This window comes from Streptomyces sp. BK79, assembly GCF_044142145.1.
GTDB lineage: Bacteria > Actinomycetota > Actinomycetes > Streptomycetales > Streptomycetaceae > Streptomyces.
Genome location: NZ_JBHVOC010000002.1, coordinates 1 through 17,397 on the forward strand (window position 1 = coordinate 1; position 17,397 = coordinate 17,397).

A 17,397-nucleotide genomic window follows, 5' to 3' on the forward strand; every position below is an offset into this window, starting at 1 on the left:
GGGGGGGGGGCCGGGCCCCCCCCCCCCCCCCCCCCCCCCCTTCTCGCGCGACCGCGGCGGTCCTACCGCTTGTCGGCCAGCTTCCAGGCGGCGGGCAGCAGGCCCATCGCCAGCGCGGCCTTCAGCGCGTCGCCGATCAGGAACGGGGTGAGGCCGGCCGCGACGGCGGCGGTCAGGGACATGTCGGCGGCGAGGGCCAGGTACGGGACGCCGACGGCGTAGATGATCGCCTCGCCGAGCAGCATCGTGCCGGCCGTGCGCAGCATCGAGCGGTCGGCGCCGCGGCGGGCCAGGGCGCCCACGACCGTGGCGGCCAGCAGCATACCGAAGACGTAGCCGAGGGACGGGGCGCCGGTGCCGGAGCCGCCCTCCGCGAACCACGGCACGCCCGCCATGCCGACCAGCGCGTACAGCGCGAGCGAGAGCATGCCGCGGCGGGCGCCGAGCGAGGTGCCGACGAGCAGCGCGGCGAAGGTCTGGCCGGTCACCGGCACCGGGGAGCCCGGCACGGGCACCGCGATCTGGGCGGCGAGGCCGGTGAGCACGGCACCGCCGGCCACGAGCGCGACGTCCCGGACTCGGGAGGAGGGGATGAGGTCGGCGAGGACCTGCCCGGTACGGGCGGGGGCGGCGGCGGTGCTCATGGGGACTCCGCGGTGGTGTGGACATGTCGGAACACCGCGACGCTATCCCAGCGCGTCGGGCCGATCACCAGCAGCGTTCGACAAAGGGCGGCTCGCGGACTTGGTGGGCTCCCGACAACGGAAGCGGGCTACACGCGCTTGCGGGTGACTCCGGTCACCGAGCGGGCGAGGCGAGCGTCACGGGACCCGGCGGGAAGCGGAACTCCGCATTCGGACGATCACGTTCCGTATCTGTTCCGTCCGCATCGTGGGCAACCGGTGTCGCCGACGGGCGCGAGCGCCGAGACTGTGGGCGTTTTTGCCCCTGTACCCGCCCCCCACGCATTGGACGAGCCGCTCCATGTCCAACAGCACCACCACCGAGGCGCCGCCCGAGTCGTCCGGCGCCGCCCTCTCCCACGGCCTCAAGCAGCGCCACCTGTCGATGATCGCCCTCGGCGGGGTGATCGGCGCCGGGCTGTTCGTCGGCTCCGGGGCCGGCATCGCCGCCGCCGGGCCGTCGATCGTCGTCGCCTACACCCTCTCCGGCCTCCTCGTGATGCTGGTGATGCGGATGCTGGGCGAGATGTCGGCGGCGTATCCGTCGTCGGGCTCCTTCTCCGCGCACGCCGAGCGGGCCATCGGTCCGTGGGCCGGCTTCACCGCGGGCTGGGCGTTCTGGGTGCTGCTGTGCACCGCCGTCGGGCTGGAGGGCATCGGCGCCGCGGCGATCGTCCACGGCTGGCTGCCGGGCACGCCCGAGTGGGTGTGGGTGGCGCTGTTCATGGTGGTGTTCTGCGGGACGAACCTGGCCGCGGTGAAGAACTTCGGCGAGTTCGAGTTCTGGTTCGCCGCCCTCAAGGTCGGCGCGATCACCCTGTTCCTGGTGCTGGGCGTGCTGGCGATCGCCGGGGTCCTGCCGGGCACCGACTCCCCCGGCACCTCGCACCTGAGTGACTTCCTGCCCAACGGCGGCAACGGCCTGATCATCGGCCTGCTCGCCTCGGTGTTCGCCTACGGCGGCCTGGAGACGGTGACCATCGCGGCGGCCGAGTCGGAGAACCCGGTCAAGGGCGTGGCGAGCGCGGTGCGGACGGCGATGTGGCGGATCGCGCTGTTCTACATCGGCTCGATGGCGGTCATCGTCACCCTGGTCCCCTGGGACTCCAAGGAGGTCGTCGAGAAGGGCCCGTACGTCGCAGCCCTCGACGAACTGGGCATCCCCGGCGCCGGTCAGCTCATGAACGTCGTCGTGCTGGTCGCGCTGCTGAGCGCGATGAACGCCAACATCTACGGCGCCTCCCGCATCGGCTACTCGCTGGTCGAGCGCGGCCAGGGCCCGAAGGCGCTGGGCCGGGTGTCGGGCGGGGTGCCGCGGGTCGCGGTGCTGGTCTCCTCCCTCTTCGGCTTCGGCTGCGTGCTGCTCAGCTACTGGCGGCCGGACGACGTCTTCGCCTGGCTGCTGAACATGATCGGCGCGGTCATCCTGGTCGTCTGGATCTTCATCGCCGTCTCCCAGCTGCGGCTGCGGCGCCGCCTGGAGCGGGAGGCGCCCGAGAAGCTGGTCGTGCGCATGTGGGGCTTCCCGTGGCTGACGTGGGTGGCGCTGGCGGGCATGGCCGCGGTGTTCGTGCTGATGGCCCGCGAGCCGGACACCCGGGTGCAGCTGTACTCGACGGGCGCGATGACGCTGGCCCTGGCGGCCGCCGGGTACGCCTGGCAGCGGCGGCGGGCGCGCGGCTAGCGCCCTCCACCCCTCCCCCGGCTCCCCGAGGGCCCCCGTACGGAACCTGATCCGTACGGGGGCCCTTGTCGTGCGCCCGGCACGCCCGAACACCCCTCCGCCCCACCCCTCCCGGCACTGTTGCTGCTAGCGTGCACTTGCAAGCCTTTTGCAATAAGAGGTCGGAGGGGATCCGCCATGCCCGTGTACACGCTTCCTGAACTGCCGTACGACTACTCCGCGCTGGCCCCCGTGATCAGCCCCGAGATCATCGAGCTGCACCACGACAAGCACCACGCGGCCTATGTGAAGGGCGCCAACGACACGCTGGAGCAGCTCGCCGAGGCGCGCGACAAGGAGACGTGGGGATCGATCAACGGCCTGGAGAAGAACCTGGCCTTCCACCTCTCCGGCCACATCCTGCACTCGATCTACTGGCACAACATGACCGGCGACGGCGGCGGCGAGCCGCTGGAGGCGGACGGCGTGGGCGAGCTGGCCGACGCGATCGCCGAGTCGTTCGGCTCCTTCGCCGGCTTCAAGGCGCAGCTGACCAAGGCCGCCGCGACCACCCAGGGCTCCGGCTGGGGCGTACTGGCGTACGAGCCGCTGAGCGGGCGCCTGATCGTCGAGCAGGTCTACGACCACCAGGGCAACGTCGGCCAGGGCGCCACCCCGATCCTGGTCTTCGACGCCTGGGAGCACGCCTTCTACCTCCAGTACAAGAACCAGAAGGTCGACTTCATCGAGGCGATGTGGGCGGTCGTCAACTGGCAGGACGTGGCGAAGCGCTACGAGGCCGCGAAGTCCCGGACGAACACGCTGCTGCTGGCGCCGTGAACGCCTGACCGCCCGAGTCGTCCCGCCTCGTGATCGTCTTCTCACCCTTCACGGCGGCGGGCGGAATGAGGGAAGCCCCCGCGAGGACGTGACTCGCGGGGGCTTCCCGCGCGTGGGGGCGGGTCAGGGCTTGCGGGCGAGACCGCCGTGCTGGCCGATGGGGCGGGGCTCGGTGCCGTCCGGGGCCGGGTCCGGCCGCCACAACGGGACGGAGACCACGCCGGGGTCGACCAGGTCGAGCCCTTCGAAGTACGCCTCGATCTGCTCCACCGGGCGCAGGAAGTACGGCACGGCGCCCGTCTCGTTGTAGCCGTCCTGGGCCGCCTCGTAGTCCGGGTCGGTGCCGCGCGAGCCATCGTTGACGCACAGGTGGCTGCCCGGGGGCAGGCCGGCCATCAGACGGCGCACGAGGTCGCGGGCCAGGTCGTGGTCGGCGACGTGGCCGAGGATGCCGCTGAGGATCAGGGCGGTGGGACGGCTCGGGTCGAGGGTCCGCGCGGCCGCTTCGAGGATGGCCTCGGGCTCGAAGAGGCTCATGTCCTCGTAGGCCGTCGCACCCTCGGCGCTGGAGGTGAGCAGGGCGCGGGCGTGCGCGAGGACCAGCGGGTCGTTGTCGACGTAGACGATCCGCGCCTCGGGGGCGTACCGCTGGGCGACCTCGTGGGTGTTGTCGACGGTCGGCAGCCCGGTGCCGACGTCCAGGAACTGCCGTACCCCCGCCTCGCGCACCAGGTACCGGATGCTGCGGCCGAGGAAGGCGCGGCTGCCGCGGGCGATGGTGACGATGCCGGGGAAGACCGCGGTGTAGGCGTCGCCGGCCGCCTCGTCCACGGGGTAGTTGTCCTTGCCGCCGAGCCAGTAGTTCCAGATCCGGGCCGAGTGCGGCACCGAGGTGTCGATCTCCGTCATGGGGTGGGACTCGCCTCCAGGGTCGGTGTTCGACACATGGTGCTACGTCCGGGGGGTCCCGCGCGGCACAACGGCCACGGCGCCGCGCGGGACGGCGCTCCCTACAGGTTGCTGAAGTCCGGGCCCTTGGTGCGGGTGCGCTTGATCTCGTAGAAGCCCGGGACCGAGGCGACCGCGAGCGTGCCGTCCCAGAGCCGGGCCGCGTCCTCGCCCTTGGGCGCCGGGGTGACGACCGGGCCGAAGAAGGCGAGCTGCCCGCCGTCGGCGCCGGGGACGGCGATGACCGGGGTGCCGACCTCCTGGCCGACCTTGTCGATGCCCTCCTTGTGCGAGGCGCGCAGCTGGGGCTCGTACGGGGTGGAGTCCCAGTGGTCCATGAGGGACTCGGGCAGGCCGGCGTCCTTCAGGGCGGCGGCGACCGTCTCCTTCTCCGGGCCCTCGCCCTGGTTGTGGATGCGGGTGCCGAGCGCCGTGTAGAGGTCGCCGAGCACCTCGGCGCCGTGCTCCTCCTGGGCGGCGATGACGACCCGGACCGGCCCCCACGCCTTGGTCTCGAGCAGCTCCCGGTACTCCTCGGGCAGCTCGTCGATCTTGTCCTCGTTGAGGACGGCGAGGCTCATCAGGTGCCAGCGGACCTCGATGTCCCGGACCTTCTCCACCTCCAGGACCCAGCGGGAGGTCATCCAGGCCCAGGGGCACAGCGGGTCGAACCAGAAGTCGACGGGGGTCTTCTCCGACATGTCTCTCCTCGGGAGGCAACGGGGCCGAGCCTTTTCTCCTGGCAACCGGCCCGGTGCCGTGACCATTCCCGGCTGCCGCGTGTCAGGGCCACATGGCAGGATCGGTGCTGTCCGCATGCTGAACACCACCCGAGGGAGTGCCGCCCGTGCCCGGTGAGAATCTGTCCCGCGACGAGGCCCGGGAGCGGGCCGCCCTGCTGTCCGTCGACGGGTACGAGGTGTCCCTCGACGTGCGCTCGGCCACCGGTGCGGCCCAGGGCGACGGTCCGCGCACCTTCCGCTCCGTCACCACGATCCGCTTCCGCTGCAACGAGCCCGGCGCGAGCAGCTTCGCCGACCTGGTCGCGCCGAGCGTGACCGCCGTGTCCCTCAACGGCCGCGACCTCGACCCGAGCGAGGTCTTCGACGGCTCCCGGATCGCCCTGGAGGACCTGGCCGCCGACAACGAGCTGGTGGTGGACGCCCAGTGCGCCTACTCCCGCACCGGCGAGGGCCTGCACCGCTTCGTCGACCCCGAGGACGGCGAGGTCTACCTCTACACCCAGTACGAGCCGGCCGACTCCCGCCGGGTGTTCGCCAACTTCGAGCAGCCGGACCTCAAGGCGCCCTTCCGCTTCGAGGTCCGGGCGCCCGAGGAGTGGACGGTGTGGAGCAACGGCGCGGGCGAACGCGCCGACGGGGTGTGGCGGTTCGCGGAGACGAAGCCGATCTCGACGTACATCACGTGTGTCGTCGCGGGCCCGTACCACTACGTGACGGACTCCTACGAGCGCGTGTTCGAGGACGGGACGCGTCTGACGATCCCGCTCGGCGCGATGTGCCGCAAGGGGCTCGCCCCCCACTTCGACGCCGACGACGTGTTCCTGGTGACCAAGCAGGGCCTGGACTTCTTCCACGACCACTTCGACTACCCGTACCCCTTCGGGAAGTACGACCAGGCGTTCGTCCCCGAGTACAACCTCGGCGCGATGGAGAACCCGGGTCTGGTGACCTTCCGGGAGGAGTACATCTTCCGGGGCAAGGTGACGCAGGCGTCCTACGAGGGCCGCGCCAACGTGATCCTGCACGAGATGGCGCACATGTGGTTCGGCGACCTGGTCACCATGGAGTGGTGGGACGACCTGTGGCTCAAGGAGTCGTTCGCCGACTTCATGGGCACCTTCGCGAACGTCGGCGCGACCCGTTTCAAGGACGCCTGGATCACCTTCGCCAACCGCCGCAAGGCCTGGGCCTACCGGGCGGACCAGCTCCCCTCCACCCACCCGATCACGGCCGACATCCGCGACCTGGAGGACGCCAAGCTCAACTTCGACGGCATCACGTACGCCAAGGGCGCCTCCGTCCTCAAGCAGCTCGTGGCGTACGTCGGTCAGGACGCGTTCCTGGAGGGCGCCCGGCGCTACTTCAAGCGGCACGCGTACGGCAACACGCGCCTCGGCGACCTGCTGGCGGTGCTGGAGGAGACCAGCGGGCGGGACATGAGCGCCTGGGCGCGGTCCTGGCTCCAGACGGCGGGCGTCAACGCGATGACCCCGCAGGTGCTGCTGAGCGCCGAGGGCCGCGTCGACGAGCTGGCGGTGGTGCAGGAGGCCGCCGAATCGCACCCCGAACTGCGCCCGCACCGCGTCGCGGTGGGCCTGTACCGGCGTACGGGCGACGGCGCCCTGGAGCGGTACGCGCGCGCCGAGGTGGACGTCGACGGTCCGCGCACGGTGGTGGCGGAGCTGGCCGGGGCCGAGGCGCCCGAACTGGTCCTGGTCAACGACGACGACCTGACGTACTGCAAGACGCGCTTCGACGAGACCTCGCTGGCGACGCTGCGCGAGCACCTGGGCGCGCTGACCGACCCGCTGGCCCGCGCCCTGTGCTGGTCGGCGCTGTGGAACATGACCCGGGACGCGCTGCTGCCGGCGCGGGACTTCACCGGGCTGGTGCTGCGCTTCGCGGGCCGCGAGTCGGACATCGGCGTCCTGCAGATGCTGCACGCCTGGGCGAACTCGGCGCTCGTGCACTACGCGGCACCCGACTGGCGCGCCACCGGCGGCCGGCTGCTCGGCGAGGGCGCGCTGCGCGAGCTGCGGGACGCGGCGCCGGGCAGTGAGCAGCAGCTGGCGTGGGCGCGGTTCTTCGCGGCCGTGGCGTCCGACGAGGCGGAACTGGCCCTGCTGCGCGGGCTGCTGGAGGGTACGGAGAAGATCGAGGGCCTGGACGTGGACCAGGAGCTGCGCTGGGCGTTCCTGGAGCCGCTCGCCGCGCACGGCGCCGCCGACGAGGCCGCGCTCGCCGCCGAGCTGGCGCGCGACGACACGGCCTCCGGCAAGCGGCACCAGGTGCGCTGCCTGGCGGCCCGGCCCTCACCGGCGGTCAAGGCGCAGGCGTGGGCGCAGGTCGTGGAGTCGGACGCGCTGTCCAACGCCCTGGTGGAGGCGACCATCGCGGGCTTCGCGCAGCCCTCGCAGCGGGAGCTGGTCGCGCCGTACGCGCGGAAGTACTTCGCGGCGATCGAGCGGGTGTGGGCCGAGCGGTCCATCCAGATCGGGATGGACGTGGTCCGGGGCCTGTTCCCCTCCCTGCGCGACTCCCAGGACACCCTCGACGCGACGGACGCGTGGCTGTCCGCCCACCAGGACGCCGCGCCCGCGCTGCGCCGGCTGGTCCTGGAGGCGCGGGACGACCTGGCGCGGGCGCTGCGGGGACAGGCGTGCGACTCGGCGGCGGCGGGCCGCTGAGCCCACCCTGACCTCTGGCCAATGATTGGGCGTTCCGTCATCGTTACGGAATCCGGTCACGAGCAGCCGTAACCCCTGGCCGCACCTCGGCGGACCAGGGGTTTTCGGCATCCGAACACCCGTCCTTTAGGGCGGGCTTGTCCTGATTCGTCGATGAGCGTGTAACAGCGGTTAAAGGGATGATCGGGCGCGGGAAGTCCCCGGTCATGACGCACAACACCCCGCTCTCCCCCCGCCCGCTCCACCACCTGGCCGACGGCCGGCGCCGGCTCATGACGGTCGCCCAGCTGCGGGCGCACGGCGTCTCGGCCGCCGAGACCGACGAGCAGTGCCGGCCCGGCGGCCCCTGGCAGCGGCTCCTGCCGAACGTCGTCCTGCTCCACCCGGGCCCGCCAACCAGCGAGGAGCGCCTGCACGCGGTGCTGCTGTACGCGGCGCGGGAGCGCACCGAACGGCCGGCCGCCGGCGCCACCGCCTCCGTGCCCGTACAGCCGGGCCGGGAGGAGGCCCCGGCGCCCGCCTACGCCGAGGCGGTGATCACCGGCCTGGCCGCACTGACGCTGCACGGCTTCTCGGCCGCTCCCCCGCTGCCCTCCCTGGACGCCATCGACGTCCTGGTCCCCCGGCTGCGCCGGCTGCGCACGACGGGCTGCGCGCGGATCGTCCGGACGACCGCCCTGCCCACCGCCGTGTGGGTCACCGGCGTACCGGCGGCGCCGGTGGCGCGGGCCCTGGCGGACGCGGTGGCGGAGCTGACGGACGCGGGGGTCGTGCGCCGGCTGCTGACCGAGGCGGTGCGCGGCGGGCACTGCGAACCGGCGGCGGTGGTACGGGAACTGAACCGGGCCCGGCTGCTCAGCCGCCCGCACGTGGTGGACGCCGTGGACTCGCTGGTCGCCGAGGGGCGGGCGCTGGCCGAGCAGCGCCTGTACCGCATGGTGCGCGAGCACGGCCTGCCCGAACCGGTCTGGAACGTCGACCTGCGTCTGCCCGGCGGCCCCCTCCTCGGTGGCGTGGACGCCTTCTGGCCCGAGCACTCGGTGGCGCTGGAGCTGGACACCCGCGCCCACCGGCAGCAGGAGGACGACGCGGTGTGGGCGGAACACGTGCGCAAGCGGGAGCACTTGGAGCGCCTCGGCATCACGGTCGTACACCTGACGCCCCGCAAGCTGCGGGACTCCACGGAACATCAGGCGACCGTCGTCCGTACGGCGTTGATGGCGGCCGGAGACAGGGAACCCGCTGCGTACGTCGTGGTGTCGCCCCGGTAGTGACGGACCGGGACGGCACCACGACCGGAGGGGAGAGGAGGGGCCGCGGGGCACGACCGCCCGGCGGCCCCTCCTCATGTCCGCGTCACCGCTCGCGTCCGCGTCACTCGTCGCAGAACTCGGCCTCGATCACCGCCTGGCTGTCGCCCGCCCAGTCGCCGTTGAAGTTGAAGGCGAGCGCGTGCCGGCCGTCCTTCGTCGTCACCGCCTGCGACGAGGAGCCGTGGATGCCGCCGCCGTGCCCCCAGACCGTCACGCCACAGCGGAGGTCCCGCTTCATCAGGCCGAGACCGTATCCGGCGCCCGCCTCCACGGGGACCGTCGTGGTCATCTCCCGCAGCTGCTCGGCGGGCAGCAGGCGGCCTCGCAGGAGGGCGGTGTAGAAGCGGTTGAGGTCGCCCGAGCTGGAGACCATCTCCCCGGCGGCGCCGGCGAGCGACGGGTTGAGCCGGGTGACGTCGTACGTCGGTCCCGTCGCCGTCTCGGCCAGCTTCGAGTAGGCGCGGCTGCTGGGCCGGGGCAGGGTGACCCGGGTGCCCGGGACCGAGGTGGCGCTCAGCCTCAGCGGCTCGACGACGCGCCGTCGCACCTCCTCGCCGTAGGGGCGACCGGTGACCTCCTCGATCACCATGCCGGCCAGGACGTAGTTGGTGTTGGAGTAGTTCCAGGAGGCGCCCGGCGCGAAGTCCGGCTCGTGGGACATGGCGATCCCGACCAGCTCGCGGGGGGTCAGCGTGTCGTAGCGGTGGGCGAGGAAGCCGTCCTTGAGGAAGTAGGTGCGGACGAACTCCTCGTCGGAGGTGTAGTCGTGGATGCCGCTGGTGTGGTTGAGGAGTTGACGCAGGGTGACGCGGCGGCCGTCGTGGCCGTTGCCCTCGACCACGCCGGGCAGCCACGCGTCCACCGTGTCGTCCAGCGAGAGCCGGCCCTCGGCCTCCAGCTGGAGCAGGACGGTGGCGACGAAGGTCTTGGTGATGCTGCCGACCCGGTAGCGGTCCCGCTCCGAGCGCGGTGCGCCGGTTCGCAGGTCGCCCACCCCCGCGGTGGCGGACCAGGTGGCGCGGCCGTCCCGAGCCGCCGCGGTCACGCCGGGCACGCCGTCCGCGACCGCGGCCTTCAGGGCACGGCGGGTCGCGTCGTGGCCGTCACCGGCGGCGGGCGCCGCCACGGCGGGACCCGCCACGGCCAGCGACAGGGCCACGGCGGTGGCCGCCACCAGGGTGGTGCGTACGCGTACGGTCATGTCTTCTTCCCCCATCTTCCGCGCTGTCCGGTCGGGGGGAAGGACCCTGGACGGCGGTGTGCCGGTTGCCCTGGTCCGGGGCGGTTGAGCCGCATTCAGCCTTTCGGTGACCCGGGCGGCGTCGGACGCCCGGCCGGCGGTCTCTCCCGCCACAGCCGCAGCCCGGCGTCGACCAGCGGCACCCGGGTCAGCCCCGGGACGGCGGCCAGGTCCTGCCAGGCCGCCAGGTCCGTGGAGCCGCCGACCTCGAACCGCAGGTCACCGCCGGTGATCCGGACCTCGTAGACGAGCCGTACGCCGTGGTGGTCGACGGGCCGGCGCAGGAGCCCGCGGGGGCCGAAGTGGTCGAGGCGGGTCACGCGGTGCGCGTCGACGCCGAGCAGGCAGGTGGGCTCGACGCGGTAGCCGGTCTCCTCCTCGACCTCGCGGACGACGGTGTCGTAGGGGTCCTCGCCGTGTTCCGCGCCGCCGCCCGGCAGCACCCACTCGGGGACGCCACCCGGGCCCGGGGACCGGGCGAGCAGGACCTGTCCGTCGCGGACGCACATGGCGTAGGCCGCCACCCTGAGCTTTCGGCGCACGACGGGACGTTAACCCGACGGGCCCGGACCACGGCGTGAGACAGGGAATTGTCGGGGAGTGCCCCCTGTGTCCCCGATGGCGTATGGCGGAAGTACGCCACGCCTCCACCCCGTCTCGGACAACTCTCCCCAAACAGTGGGCCCTTGCGTAAGGCTGAGCGGTCGTTCGGGATCGTATTCCGGACTGTCGCGGCCAGGACCGATCGGCCCCGGTCGTTCACGCACGTTCCTTTACTCGCAAGGGATGCCGATGACCCACACCCCTCAGCGCGAACCGATACCGGGCGCGAGACGCGCGGCCCGGCTGGCCGTGGCCACGGGCCTCGTCGCCGCGCTCTGCGCGGTCGGGCCGATACCCGTGGCCCTCGCCGCCGACGGCCCGGCGACGACCCCCGCCGACGCCTCCGCCAAGTCGGCGCACGACAAGCTCGGTTCGCACGACGCCGGCCTGCTCGCCGAGGCGAAGGCCGACGGCACGAAGAACATCACGCTGATGGTCGCCACCGCACCGGGGCGGACCGAGCAGGTGGCGAAGGAACTGGACGCGGTCGGCGGCGGCTCCGTAGGCCGGACTTACGACGAGCTCGGCTACGTACGCGCCACCGTGCCGACCGCCGAGGCGGACGCGGCCATCGCCGCCGCCGCCAAGCTCTCCTCCGTGCACGGCATCGACCTGCGCGACGAGATCCCGCTGGACGACCCGACGCCGGGCGCGGACCGCGCGAAGGGCGCCGAGCGGGGCAAGGGCTCCTCCTACCCCGCGCCGGACCGCCGCACCCCCGCCGAGAACCCGTACAACCCGTCCTTCGAGACGGGCGCCGTCGACTTCGTGAAGAAGTACCCGAAGGCGGACGGCCGCGGCGTCACCATCGGCATCCTCGACTCGGGCGTCGACCTCGCCCACCCGGCGCTGCAGAAGACCACCACCGGCGAACGCAAGATCGTCGACTGGGTCACCGCGACCGACCCGGTCGTCGACGGCGACCGCACCTGGCGCCCGATGCTCACCTCGGTCTCCGGCCCCACCTTCACCTACGGCGGCCGGACGTGGACGGCGCCCGCGGGCTCCTACCAGGTCAGCACCTTCCTGGAGTCGTACACCACCGGCGGTGACGCCGCCGGCGACGCCAACCGGGACGGCGACACCACCGACTCCTGGGGTGTCCTGTACGACAAGGCGGCCGGCACGGTCCGCGTCGACCTGAACAACAACAGCGACTTCGCCGACGACACCCCGATGAAGCCCTACAAGGACGGCTTCCAGATCGGGTACTTCGGCACCGACGACCCGAAGACGGACGTGGCCGAACGCCAGCCGTTCGTCATCGAGATCCGCAAGGACGTCGTGTACAACGCGGCCGGCGCCAAGGCCGACTTCGTCAACATCGGCGTCATCGAGGGCTCGCACGGCTCGCACGTGGCCGGCCTCGCCGCCGCCAACGGCCTGTTCGGCGGCCGGATGAACGGCGCCGCGCCCGGCGCGAAGATCGTCTCGTCCCGCGCCTGCACCTGGACGGGCGGCTGCACCAACGTCGCGCTCACCGAGGGCATGATCGACCTCGTCGTCAACCGGGGCGTCGACATCGTCAACATGTCGATCGGCGGCCTTCCGGCCCTCAACGACGGCAACAACGCGCGCGCCGAGCTGTACACCCGGCTCATCGACACCTACGGCGTCCAGCTGGTGATCTCCGCGGGCAACTCCGGCCCCGGCGCCAACACCATCGGCGACCCGTCGCTGGCCGACAAGGTGATCTCGGTCGGCGCGTCCATCTCCAAGGAGACCTGGGCGGCCAACTACGGCTCCGCGGTGAAGACCGAGTACGCGATGATGCCGTTCTCCTCGCGCGGCCCGCGTGAGGACGGCGGCTTCACGCCGACGCTGACCGCGCCCGGCGCGGCGATCAACACCATCCAGACCTGGATGCCGGGCGCCCCGGTCGCCGAGGCGGGCTACACGCTCCCGGCCGGCTACGGCATGCTCCAGGGCACCTCGATGGCGTCCCCGCAGGCCGCCGGCGCCTCCGCGCTGCTGCTGTCGGCCGCGAAGCAGGCGGACGTCGACCTCACGCCGGCGACGCTGCGCACGGCGCTGACCTCCACCGCCGACCACATCAAGGGTGTGCAGGCGTACGAGGAGGGCGCGGGCCTGATCAACGTCCCCGACGCCTGGCGGGCGATCCGCGCGGGCGCCACCGCCCACGAGTACACGGTCAAGGCGCCGGTCGACACCGCGATCGACCAGTTCCTGAAGACCCCGGGCTTCGGCACCGGCCTCTACGACCGCGAGGGCGGCCTGAAGGCGGGCGAGCGCAAGACGTACGAGATCACCCTCACCCGCACCTCCGGCGCGGACCGGGCGATCCGGCACGAGCTGCACTTCGAGAACAACGCCGGCGGCACCTTCCGGATCGTGGGCTCCGACGAGGTGCGGCTGCCGCTGAACCAGCCGGTGACGGTGAAGGTGCAGGCCAAGCCGCGCTCCGAGGGCCTCAAGAGCGCGATCCTGGAGGTCGACGACCCGCGCACCGAGGGCACCGACAAGCTGGTCCTCACCACGGTCGTGGCCTCCGCCCCGCTGGAGTACGACTTCTCCGCGCGGGGCTCCGTGCAGCGCAACGACACCCAGTCGTACTTCGTGACCGTCCCCGAGGGCGCGAAGGCGCTTCAGGTGGCGATGAGCGGGCTGAAGGACGGCAGCCAGACCCGGTTCATCTCCCTGCACCCGTACGGCGTCCCGGTCGACACCACCTCCACGCCGTACTGCTACAACAACTACCTCGACGGCAACGGCTGCCGGCCCGACGTGCGCGCGTACGCCGACCCGCAGCCCGGCGTCTGGGAGATCGAGGTCGAGTCGCGGCGCACCTCGCCGCTGCTGGACAACCCGTACGAGCTGGACGTCACCGTCCTCGGCGCGGACTTCGACCCGGAGGTCGTGACCGTGCCCGAGGCGAAGGTCGGCGCCCCGGCCGACGCCTCCTGGAAGGTGACGAACCGGTACGCCCCGATCGAGGGCAAGCTGGTCGGCGGCCCGCTCGGCTCGGCCGAGACGTCCCGTCCGACGATCGCGCAGGGCCAGAAGAAGACGTCGACGGTCGAGGTGCCCGCGGGTGCCGAGTCGCTGGACGTGGCCATCGGCGGCGTCTCCGACACGGCCGCCGACCTGGACCTGACGGTCTACGACCAGGACGGCAACGTCGTCGGCCAGTCCGCCGACGGCGACTCGGAGGAGTCGGTCTCCGTGCCGAAGCCGGCCGCCGGCGCCTACACCGTCGAGGTCGTGGGCTACGCGGTCCCGTCGGGCAGCACGGCGTACGACTACCGGGACGTGTACTTCGCCGCGTCCCTCGGCTCGGTCTCCGTGGACGGCTCGGCGCCGGTGAAGCTCGGCACGGGTGCCTCGGCGACGGTCTCCGGCAGCGTCACCGCGCTGGCCGCCGCGCCCGAGGGCCGCGAGTTCTTCGGCCGGGTCCAGCTGGTGAACGCCCACGGCACCGCCGCGGGCCTGGGCAGCGTACGGATCGGGACGGTCGTGCCGTAGTCCGGTACGGCACGTGGACCAGGGGCGGGCGCTTCTCGGGGCGCCCGCCCTTCGCGTGCCCCGGGGTCAGTCGCAGGCGAGGGTGCGGGACTCGGGCAGGGACGCGGTGATCCAGGCGCGCTCGGCGGCGATGGCCCGCTCGCCGGTGATCACGGTGTCCGGGGTGTCGCCGTGCCGCGGGACGCCGATCAGCGCGCGGTCGCCCACGGAGAGCCGGGCGGTGGTGTCGTCCAGGACGAACGTGACCGCCTCGTCCTCCTTCCCCGCCCCGCCTTCTTCCTTCCCCGGCTTGTAGGAGCGGGTCACCTCCAGGGTGATCCGGTGCTGCCCCGTCCCCGGCAGGGGCTCGGCGCCGGTCACCGTGCCCTCGGCCACCACCCGGGCGCAGGCGAGGTAGCGGGGGCCACCGAAGGCGACGCCGCCGGACTCGGGCGCCTTGGCCCGCTTGTCGCTCGCCGCCGCGCTGCCGCTCGCCGTGTCGTCGCCGCCCGCTCCCCGCACCACCAGCCACCCGAGCCCCGCCACCACCGTGCTCGCGCAGGCCACCGCGAGCGCGCCGAGGGCGAGGGCGAACGGGCGGCGCCGGGGGCGGCGGGCGGACCGTGCCACCGGAGGGGCCTCGGGGGCGGGGAGCGGCTCGCCCAGCGTCCGGCCGATGACGCCCAGCTGCTCCCGCAGCAGCGCCACGTCGGCCGCGGCCGACCGGTACGCGGCCTCGGCGTCCGGGTCCGCCCCGGACGGCATCGGCTCGCCCGTGATCGCGGCCATCAGCGCGTCGCCCCCACCGGGGTGCTCGGCGGCCATCTCACACCACCTCGTCCTCGTGCAGGCGGGCCCGCAGTGCCCGTACCGCCGTGTGCAGCCTGCTCTTGACCGTGCCCTCGGGGATGCCCAGCTCCTCGGCGATGCCGCGCACCGGCAGGTCGGCGTAGAACCGCAGGACGACGACCTGGCGCTGGGCGTCGGGCAGCTCGTCCAGGCCCTGGGCGACGGCGAGGGAGAGCAGGCTCGTCTCCTCGCCGGAGGGATGGTCCGTCTGGCGCAGGGCGGCCAGGCGTTCACCCAGCCGGTCCTGGCGGCGCCTGGCCCGGTGCCAGTCCATGGCCAGGTTGGAGGCGACGACCGCCGCCCACGCGGACACGTCGCGCGGCGCCTCCTGGCCCTTCGCCGTCCGCTCCAGCAACCGCAGGCGGACCTGCTGCACCCCGTCCGGCAGGTCCGCCTGCGGCACCCCGCCCAGGGCGAGCACCGCCCGCACCCGGCGTTCCTGCGCCGCGTCCAGGGGGTCGTCCCGTACGGCGTCCCCCTGGCCGCGGCGGCTCCTCCCGCGCAGCACAGCCACCCCTCCCCTCACCGCGTTTCCCCTAGGACGCCGGCGGGGCCCGAAACGTTCGGCCGGCCGCCGCGTCCCGGCGCGAGGCGTACGTCACACCGCCGTGTGGGGCGGGACGGGATGGGCAGGGTCGGAACAGCACAGCTTGCGGCGCGGGGGCCGGTCCGGGTGAATATCTGCAGCTCAGGCGGGGTTGTCACCGAAGGACCGCGGCCGCGGGCCGAGCCGCCTCGTCCCCGGGCGCGGGCACCCCGCGCAAAGAATTGGACAGGTGGGCCGGGCTTCGCCCCATGATGGAAAAGTCTCGGCCGAGCAAAGCACGCGTGAAGACACGCGCACGAACGCCAGAAGGAGTCACCGTGAGGGTCGGAATCGTCGGAGCCACCGGTCAGGTCGGCACGGTCATGCGCAGGATCCTCACGGAACGGAACTTCCCGGTCACCGAGCTGCGCCTGTTCGCCTCGGCCCGCTCCGCCGGCAAGGAGCTGGACGGTGTGACGGTGGAGGACGCGGCCACCGCCGACTACTCCGGCCTGGACATCGTGCTGTTCTCCGCGGGCGGCGCCACCTCCAAGGCGCTGGCCGAGAAGGTCGCCTCCCAGGGCCCGGTCGTGATCGACAACTCCTCCGCCTGGCGCCGTGACCCCGAGGTGCCGCTGGTGGTGTCCGAGGTGAACCCGCACGCGATCACCGACCGCCCCAAGGGCATCATCGCCAACCCGAACTGCACCACGATGGCCGCGATGCCGGTCCTGCGTCCGCTGCACGCCGAGGCGGGCCTCGAAGCGCTGGTCGTCGCCACCTACCAGGCCGTGTCCGGCTCCGGTCTGGCGGGCGTGGACGAGCTGTTCGAGCAGGTCCAGAAGGTCGGCGCGGACGCGCCCAAGCTCACCCACGACGGCTCGGCGGTGGAGTTCCCGAAGCCGGACAAGTACGTGGCGCCGATCGCGTACAACGTGCTGCCGCTGGCCGGCTCCATCGTCGACGACGGCTCGCACGAGACGGACGAGGAGCAGAAGCTCCGCAACGAGTCCCGCAAGATCCTGGAGATCCCGGAGCTGAAGGTCTCCGGCACCTGCGTGCGGGTGCCCGTCTTCAGCGGCCACTCCCTGCAGATCAACGCCCGCTTCGCCCGCCCGATCAGCGTCGAGCGCGCCAAGGAGCTGCTGGCCGGCGCCCCCGGCGTGGCGCTCACCGAGGTGCCGACCCCGCTGGAGGCGGCCGGGCAGGACCCCTCGTACGTGGGCCGCATCCGCCAGGACGAGACCGTGGACAACGGCCTCGCCCTGTTCGTCTCCAACGACAACCTGCGCAAGGGCGCGGCGCTGAACGCGGTGCAGATCGCGGAGCTGGTGGCGGCGGAGCTGAAGGGCTAGTCCCGCCCGACCTCGTAGAGGAAGCAGCCGTACTCGACGGCCCGGACGTGGACGAGTGCCACGGCCGGGTCGTCGAACGCTTCCCGGAGGGCGTAGGCGAAGGCGCCGGGGTCCCCGATCAGCCGCCCGCCGAGGATGTGCCCGTCGGCACCGTAGCGGCGCAGGACGCGGTGCGAGTTGGTGAAGGCGAGCCCGTCCGTCTCCGGTCCGGCGCACTCCTCGGCGTGGACGAAGACCGGGCCCTGCTCGTCGTAGGCGCCCGGGTCGGCGCCGGTCTGGGCGGCCCAGCGGCGCAGCGGGGCGTACGAGACGAGCGTGATCCTCTCCCCCGGGCGGCTGCGGCGCAGGCAGCAGCGCAGGGGGGCGCCGCCCTCGTCGTCGGTCAGCGGGACGGGTGCGCGGCCGGCGTCGTCGGCGGTGCGCAGTTCCTTCAGGACGGCCGGTGAAATGGGGCGTGCGGTGTAGTGCTGCATGGGCCCAAGGCT

General features: G+C 72.8%; 14 protein-coding genes. 6 read left to right on the forward strand and 8 right to left on the reverse strand.

The annotated features are described in order from the left end of the window. Positions 1 to 62 precede the first annotated feature (62 nt). The gene (locus tag ACFIF2_RS02080) at positions 63 to 644 is read right to left on the reverse strand and encodes a biotin transporter BioY (protein WP_395570706.1); all 582 of its coding nucleotides are present in this window, start codon (positions 642 to 644) and stop codon (positions 63 to 65) included. A gap of 340 nt (positions 645 to 984) precedes the next feature. Here ACFIF2_RS02080 and ACFIF2_RS02085 point away from each other — a divergent pair, with 340 nt between their 5' ends. Continuing rightward, entirely contained in the window at positions 985 to 2,367 is a 1,383-nt protein-coding gene (locus ACFIF2_RS02085) for an amino acid permease (RefSeq protein ID WP_395570707.1), read from the forward strand. 177 nt (positions 2,368 to 2,544) lie between these two features. Next, positions 2,545 to 3,186: a superoxide dismutase gene (locus tag ACFIF2_RS02090; protein WP_395570708.1), complete on the forward strand. Its 642-nt coding sequence runs from the start codon at positions 2,545 to 2,547 to the stop codon at positions 3,184 to 3,186. Positions 3,187 to 3,309: 123 nt separating this feature from the next. Here the strand turns inward: ACFIF2_RS02090 and ACFIF2_RS02095 are convergent, their stop codons facing one another. Continuing rightward, positions 3,310 to 4,095 (reverse strand): SAM-dependent methyltransferase, encoded by a 786-nt coding sequence (locus ACFIF2_RS02095; protein WP_395570709.1) that lies wholly within the window; start codon positions 4,093 to 4,095, stop codon positions 3,310 to 3,312. Between the two features lie 101 nt (positions 4,096 to 4,196). After that, positions 4,197 to 4,835, reverse strand: a complete 639-nt coding sequence (locus tag ACFIF2_RS02100) for a DsbA family protein (RefSeq protein ID WP_395570710.1) — start codon at positions 4,833 to 4,835, stop codon at positions 4,197 to 4,199. Positions 4,836 to 4,981: 146 nt separating this feature from the next. Between ACFIF2_RS02100 and pepN the strand changes: the two genes are divergently transcribed. Together pepN and ACFIF2_RS02110 are read left to right on the forward strand one after the other, a co-directional pair. Continuing rightward, positions 4,982 to 7,564, forward strand: coding sequence for an aminopeptidase N (gene pepN, locus ACFIF2_RS02105; RefSeq protein ID WP_395570711.1), 2,583 nt, complete (start codon positions 4,982 to 4,984; stop codon positions 7,562 to 7,564). 206 nt (positions 7,565 to 7,770) lie between these two features. After that, the gene (locus tag ACFIF2_RS02110) at positions 7,771 to 8,835 is read left to right on the forward strand and encodes a hypothetical protein (RefSeq protein ID WP_395570712.1); all 1,065 of its coding nucleotides are present in this window, start codon (positions 7,771 to 7,773) and stop codon (positions 8,833 to 8,835) included. A 103-nt stretch (positions 8,836 to 8,938) separates the two neighbouring features. Here the strand turns inward: ACFIF2_RS02110 and ACFIF2_RS02115 are convergent, their stop codons facing one another. Beyond that, positions 8,939 to 10,078 carry a serine hydrolase domain-containing protein gene (locus ACFIF2_RS02115; protein ID WP_395570713.1) on the reverse strand — a complete coding sequence of 380 codons (1,140 nt, stop codon included), beginning with the start codon at positions 10,076 to 10,078 and terminating at the stop codon, positions 8,939 to 8,941. A gap of 95 nt (positions 10,079 to 10,173) precedes the next feature. Continuing rightward, positions 10,174 to 10,659 (reverse strand): NUDIX hydrolase, encoded by a 486-nt coding sequence (locus tag ACFIF2_RS02120; protein WP_395570714.1) that lies wholly within the window; start codon positions 10,657 to 10,659, stop codon positions 10,174 to 10,176. A 250-nt stretch (positions 10,660 to 10,909) separates the two neighbouring features. Between ACFIF2_RS02120 and ACFIF2_RS02125 the strand changes: the two genes are divergently transcribed. Then, positions 10,910 to 14,203: a S8 family serine peptidase gene (locus ACFIF2_RS02125; protein WP_395570715.1), complete on the forward strand. Its 3,294-nt coding sequence runs from the start codon at positions 10,910 to 10,912 to the stop codon at positions 14,201 to 14,203. Between the two features lie 66 nt (positions 14,204 to 14,269). Here ACFIF2_RS02125 and ACFIF2_RS02130 read toward each other — a convergent pair whose 3' ends face one another. Together ACFIF2_RS02130 and ACFIF2_RS02135 are read right to left on the reverse strand one after the other, a co-directional pair. Further along, on the reverse strand, positions 14,270 to 15,007 hold the full coding sequence (locus tag ACFIF2_RS02130; protein ID WP_395570716.1) for a hypothetical protein: 738 nt from the start codon (positions 15,005 to 15,007) through the stop codon (positions 14,270 to 14,272). Position 15,008: 1 nt separating this feature from the next. Beyond that, the gene (locus ACFIF2_RS02135; protein WP_395570717.1) at positions 15,009 to 15,545 is read right to left on the reverse strand and encodes an RNA polymerase sigma factor; all 537 of its coding nucleotides are present in this window, start codon (positions 15,543 to 15,545) and stop codon (positions 15,009 to 15,011) included. Between the two features lie 350 nt (positions 15,546 to 15,895). Between ACFIF2_RS02135 and ACFIF2_RS02140 the strand changes: the two genes are divergently transcribed. Continuing rightward, complete coding sequence (locus tag ACFIF2_RS02140) at positions 15,896 to 16,912, forward strand: aspartate-semialdehyde dehydrogenase (RefSeq protein ID WP_395570718.1); 1,017 nt, start codon at positions 15,896 to 15,898, stop codon at positions 16,910 to 16,912. Here the strand turns inward: ACFIF2_RS02140 and ACFIF2_RS02145 are convergent. Then, entirely contained in the window at positions 16,909 to 17,385 is a 477-nt protein-coding gene (locus ACFIF2_RS02145; protein WP_395570719.1) for a DUF1203 domain-containing protein, read from the reverse strand. The genes ACFIF2_RS02140 and ACFIF2_RS02145 overlap by 4 nt on opposite strands. Positions 17,386 to 17,397: the final 12 nt, after the last annotated feature.

Excerpts from the sequence above, each read along its gene's own strand:
- ACFIF2_RS02080 (WP_395570706.1), bottom strand. The coding sequence starts at position 644 with ATGAGCACCGCCGCCGCCCCCGCCCGTACCGGGCAGGTCCTCGCCGAC.
- ACFIF2_RS02085 (WP_395570707.1), top strand. The coding sequence starts at position 985 with ATGTCCAACAGCACCACCACCGAGGCGCCGCCCGAGTCGTCCGGCGCC.
- ACFIF2_RS02090 (WP_395570708.1), top strand. The coding sequence starts at position 2,545 with ATGCCCGTGTACACGCTTCCTGAACTGCCGTACGACTACTCCGCGCTG.
- ACFIF2_RS02095 (WP_395570709.1), bottom strand. The coding sequence starts at position 4,095 with ATGACGGAGATCGACACCTCGGTGCCGCACTCGGCCCGGATCTGGAAC.
- ACFIF2_RS02100 (WP_395570710.1), bottom strand. The coding sequence starts at position 4,835 with ATGTCGGAGAAGACCCCCGTCGACTTCTGGTTCGACCCGCTGTGCCCC.
- ACFIF2_RS02110 (WP_395570712.1), top strand. The coding sequence starts at position 7,771 with ATGACGCACAACACCCCGCTCTCCCCCCGCCCGCTCCACCACCTGGCC.
- ACFIF2_RS02115 (WP_395570713.1), bottom strand. The coding sequence starts at position 10,078 with ATGACCGTACGCGTACGCACCACCCTGGTGGCGGCCACCGCCGTGGCC.
- ACFIF2_RS02125 (WP_395570715.1), top strand. The coding sequence starts at position 10,910 with ATGACCCACACCCCTCAGCGCGAACCGATACCGGGCGCGAGACGCGCG.
- ACFIF2_RS02130 (WP_395570716.1), bottom strand. The coding sequence starts at position 15,007 with ATGGCCGCCGAGCACCCCGGTGGGGGCGACGCGCTGATGGCCGCGATC.
- ACFIF2_RS02145 (WP_395570719.1), bottom strand. The coding sequence starts at position 17,385 with ATGCAGCACTACACCGCACGCCCCATTTCACCGGCCGTCCTGAAGGAA.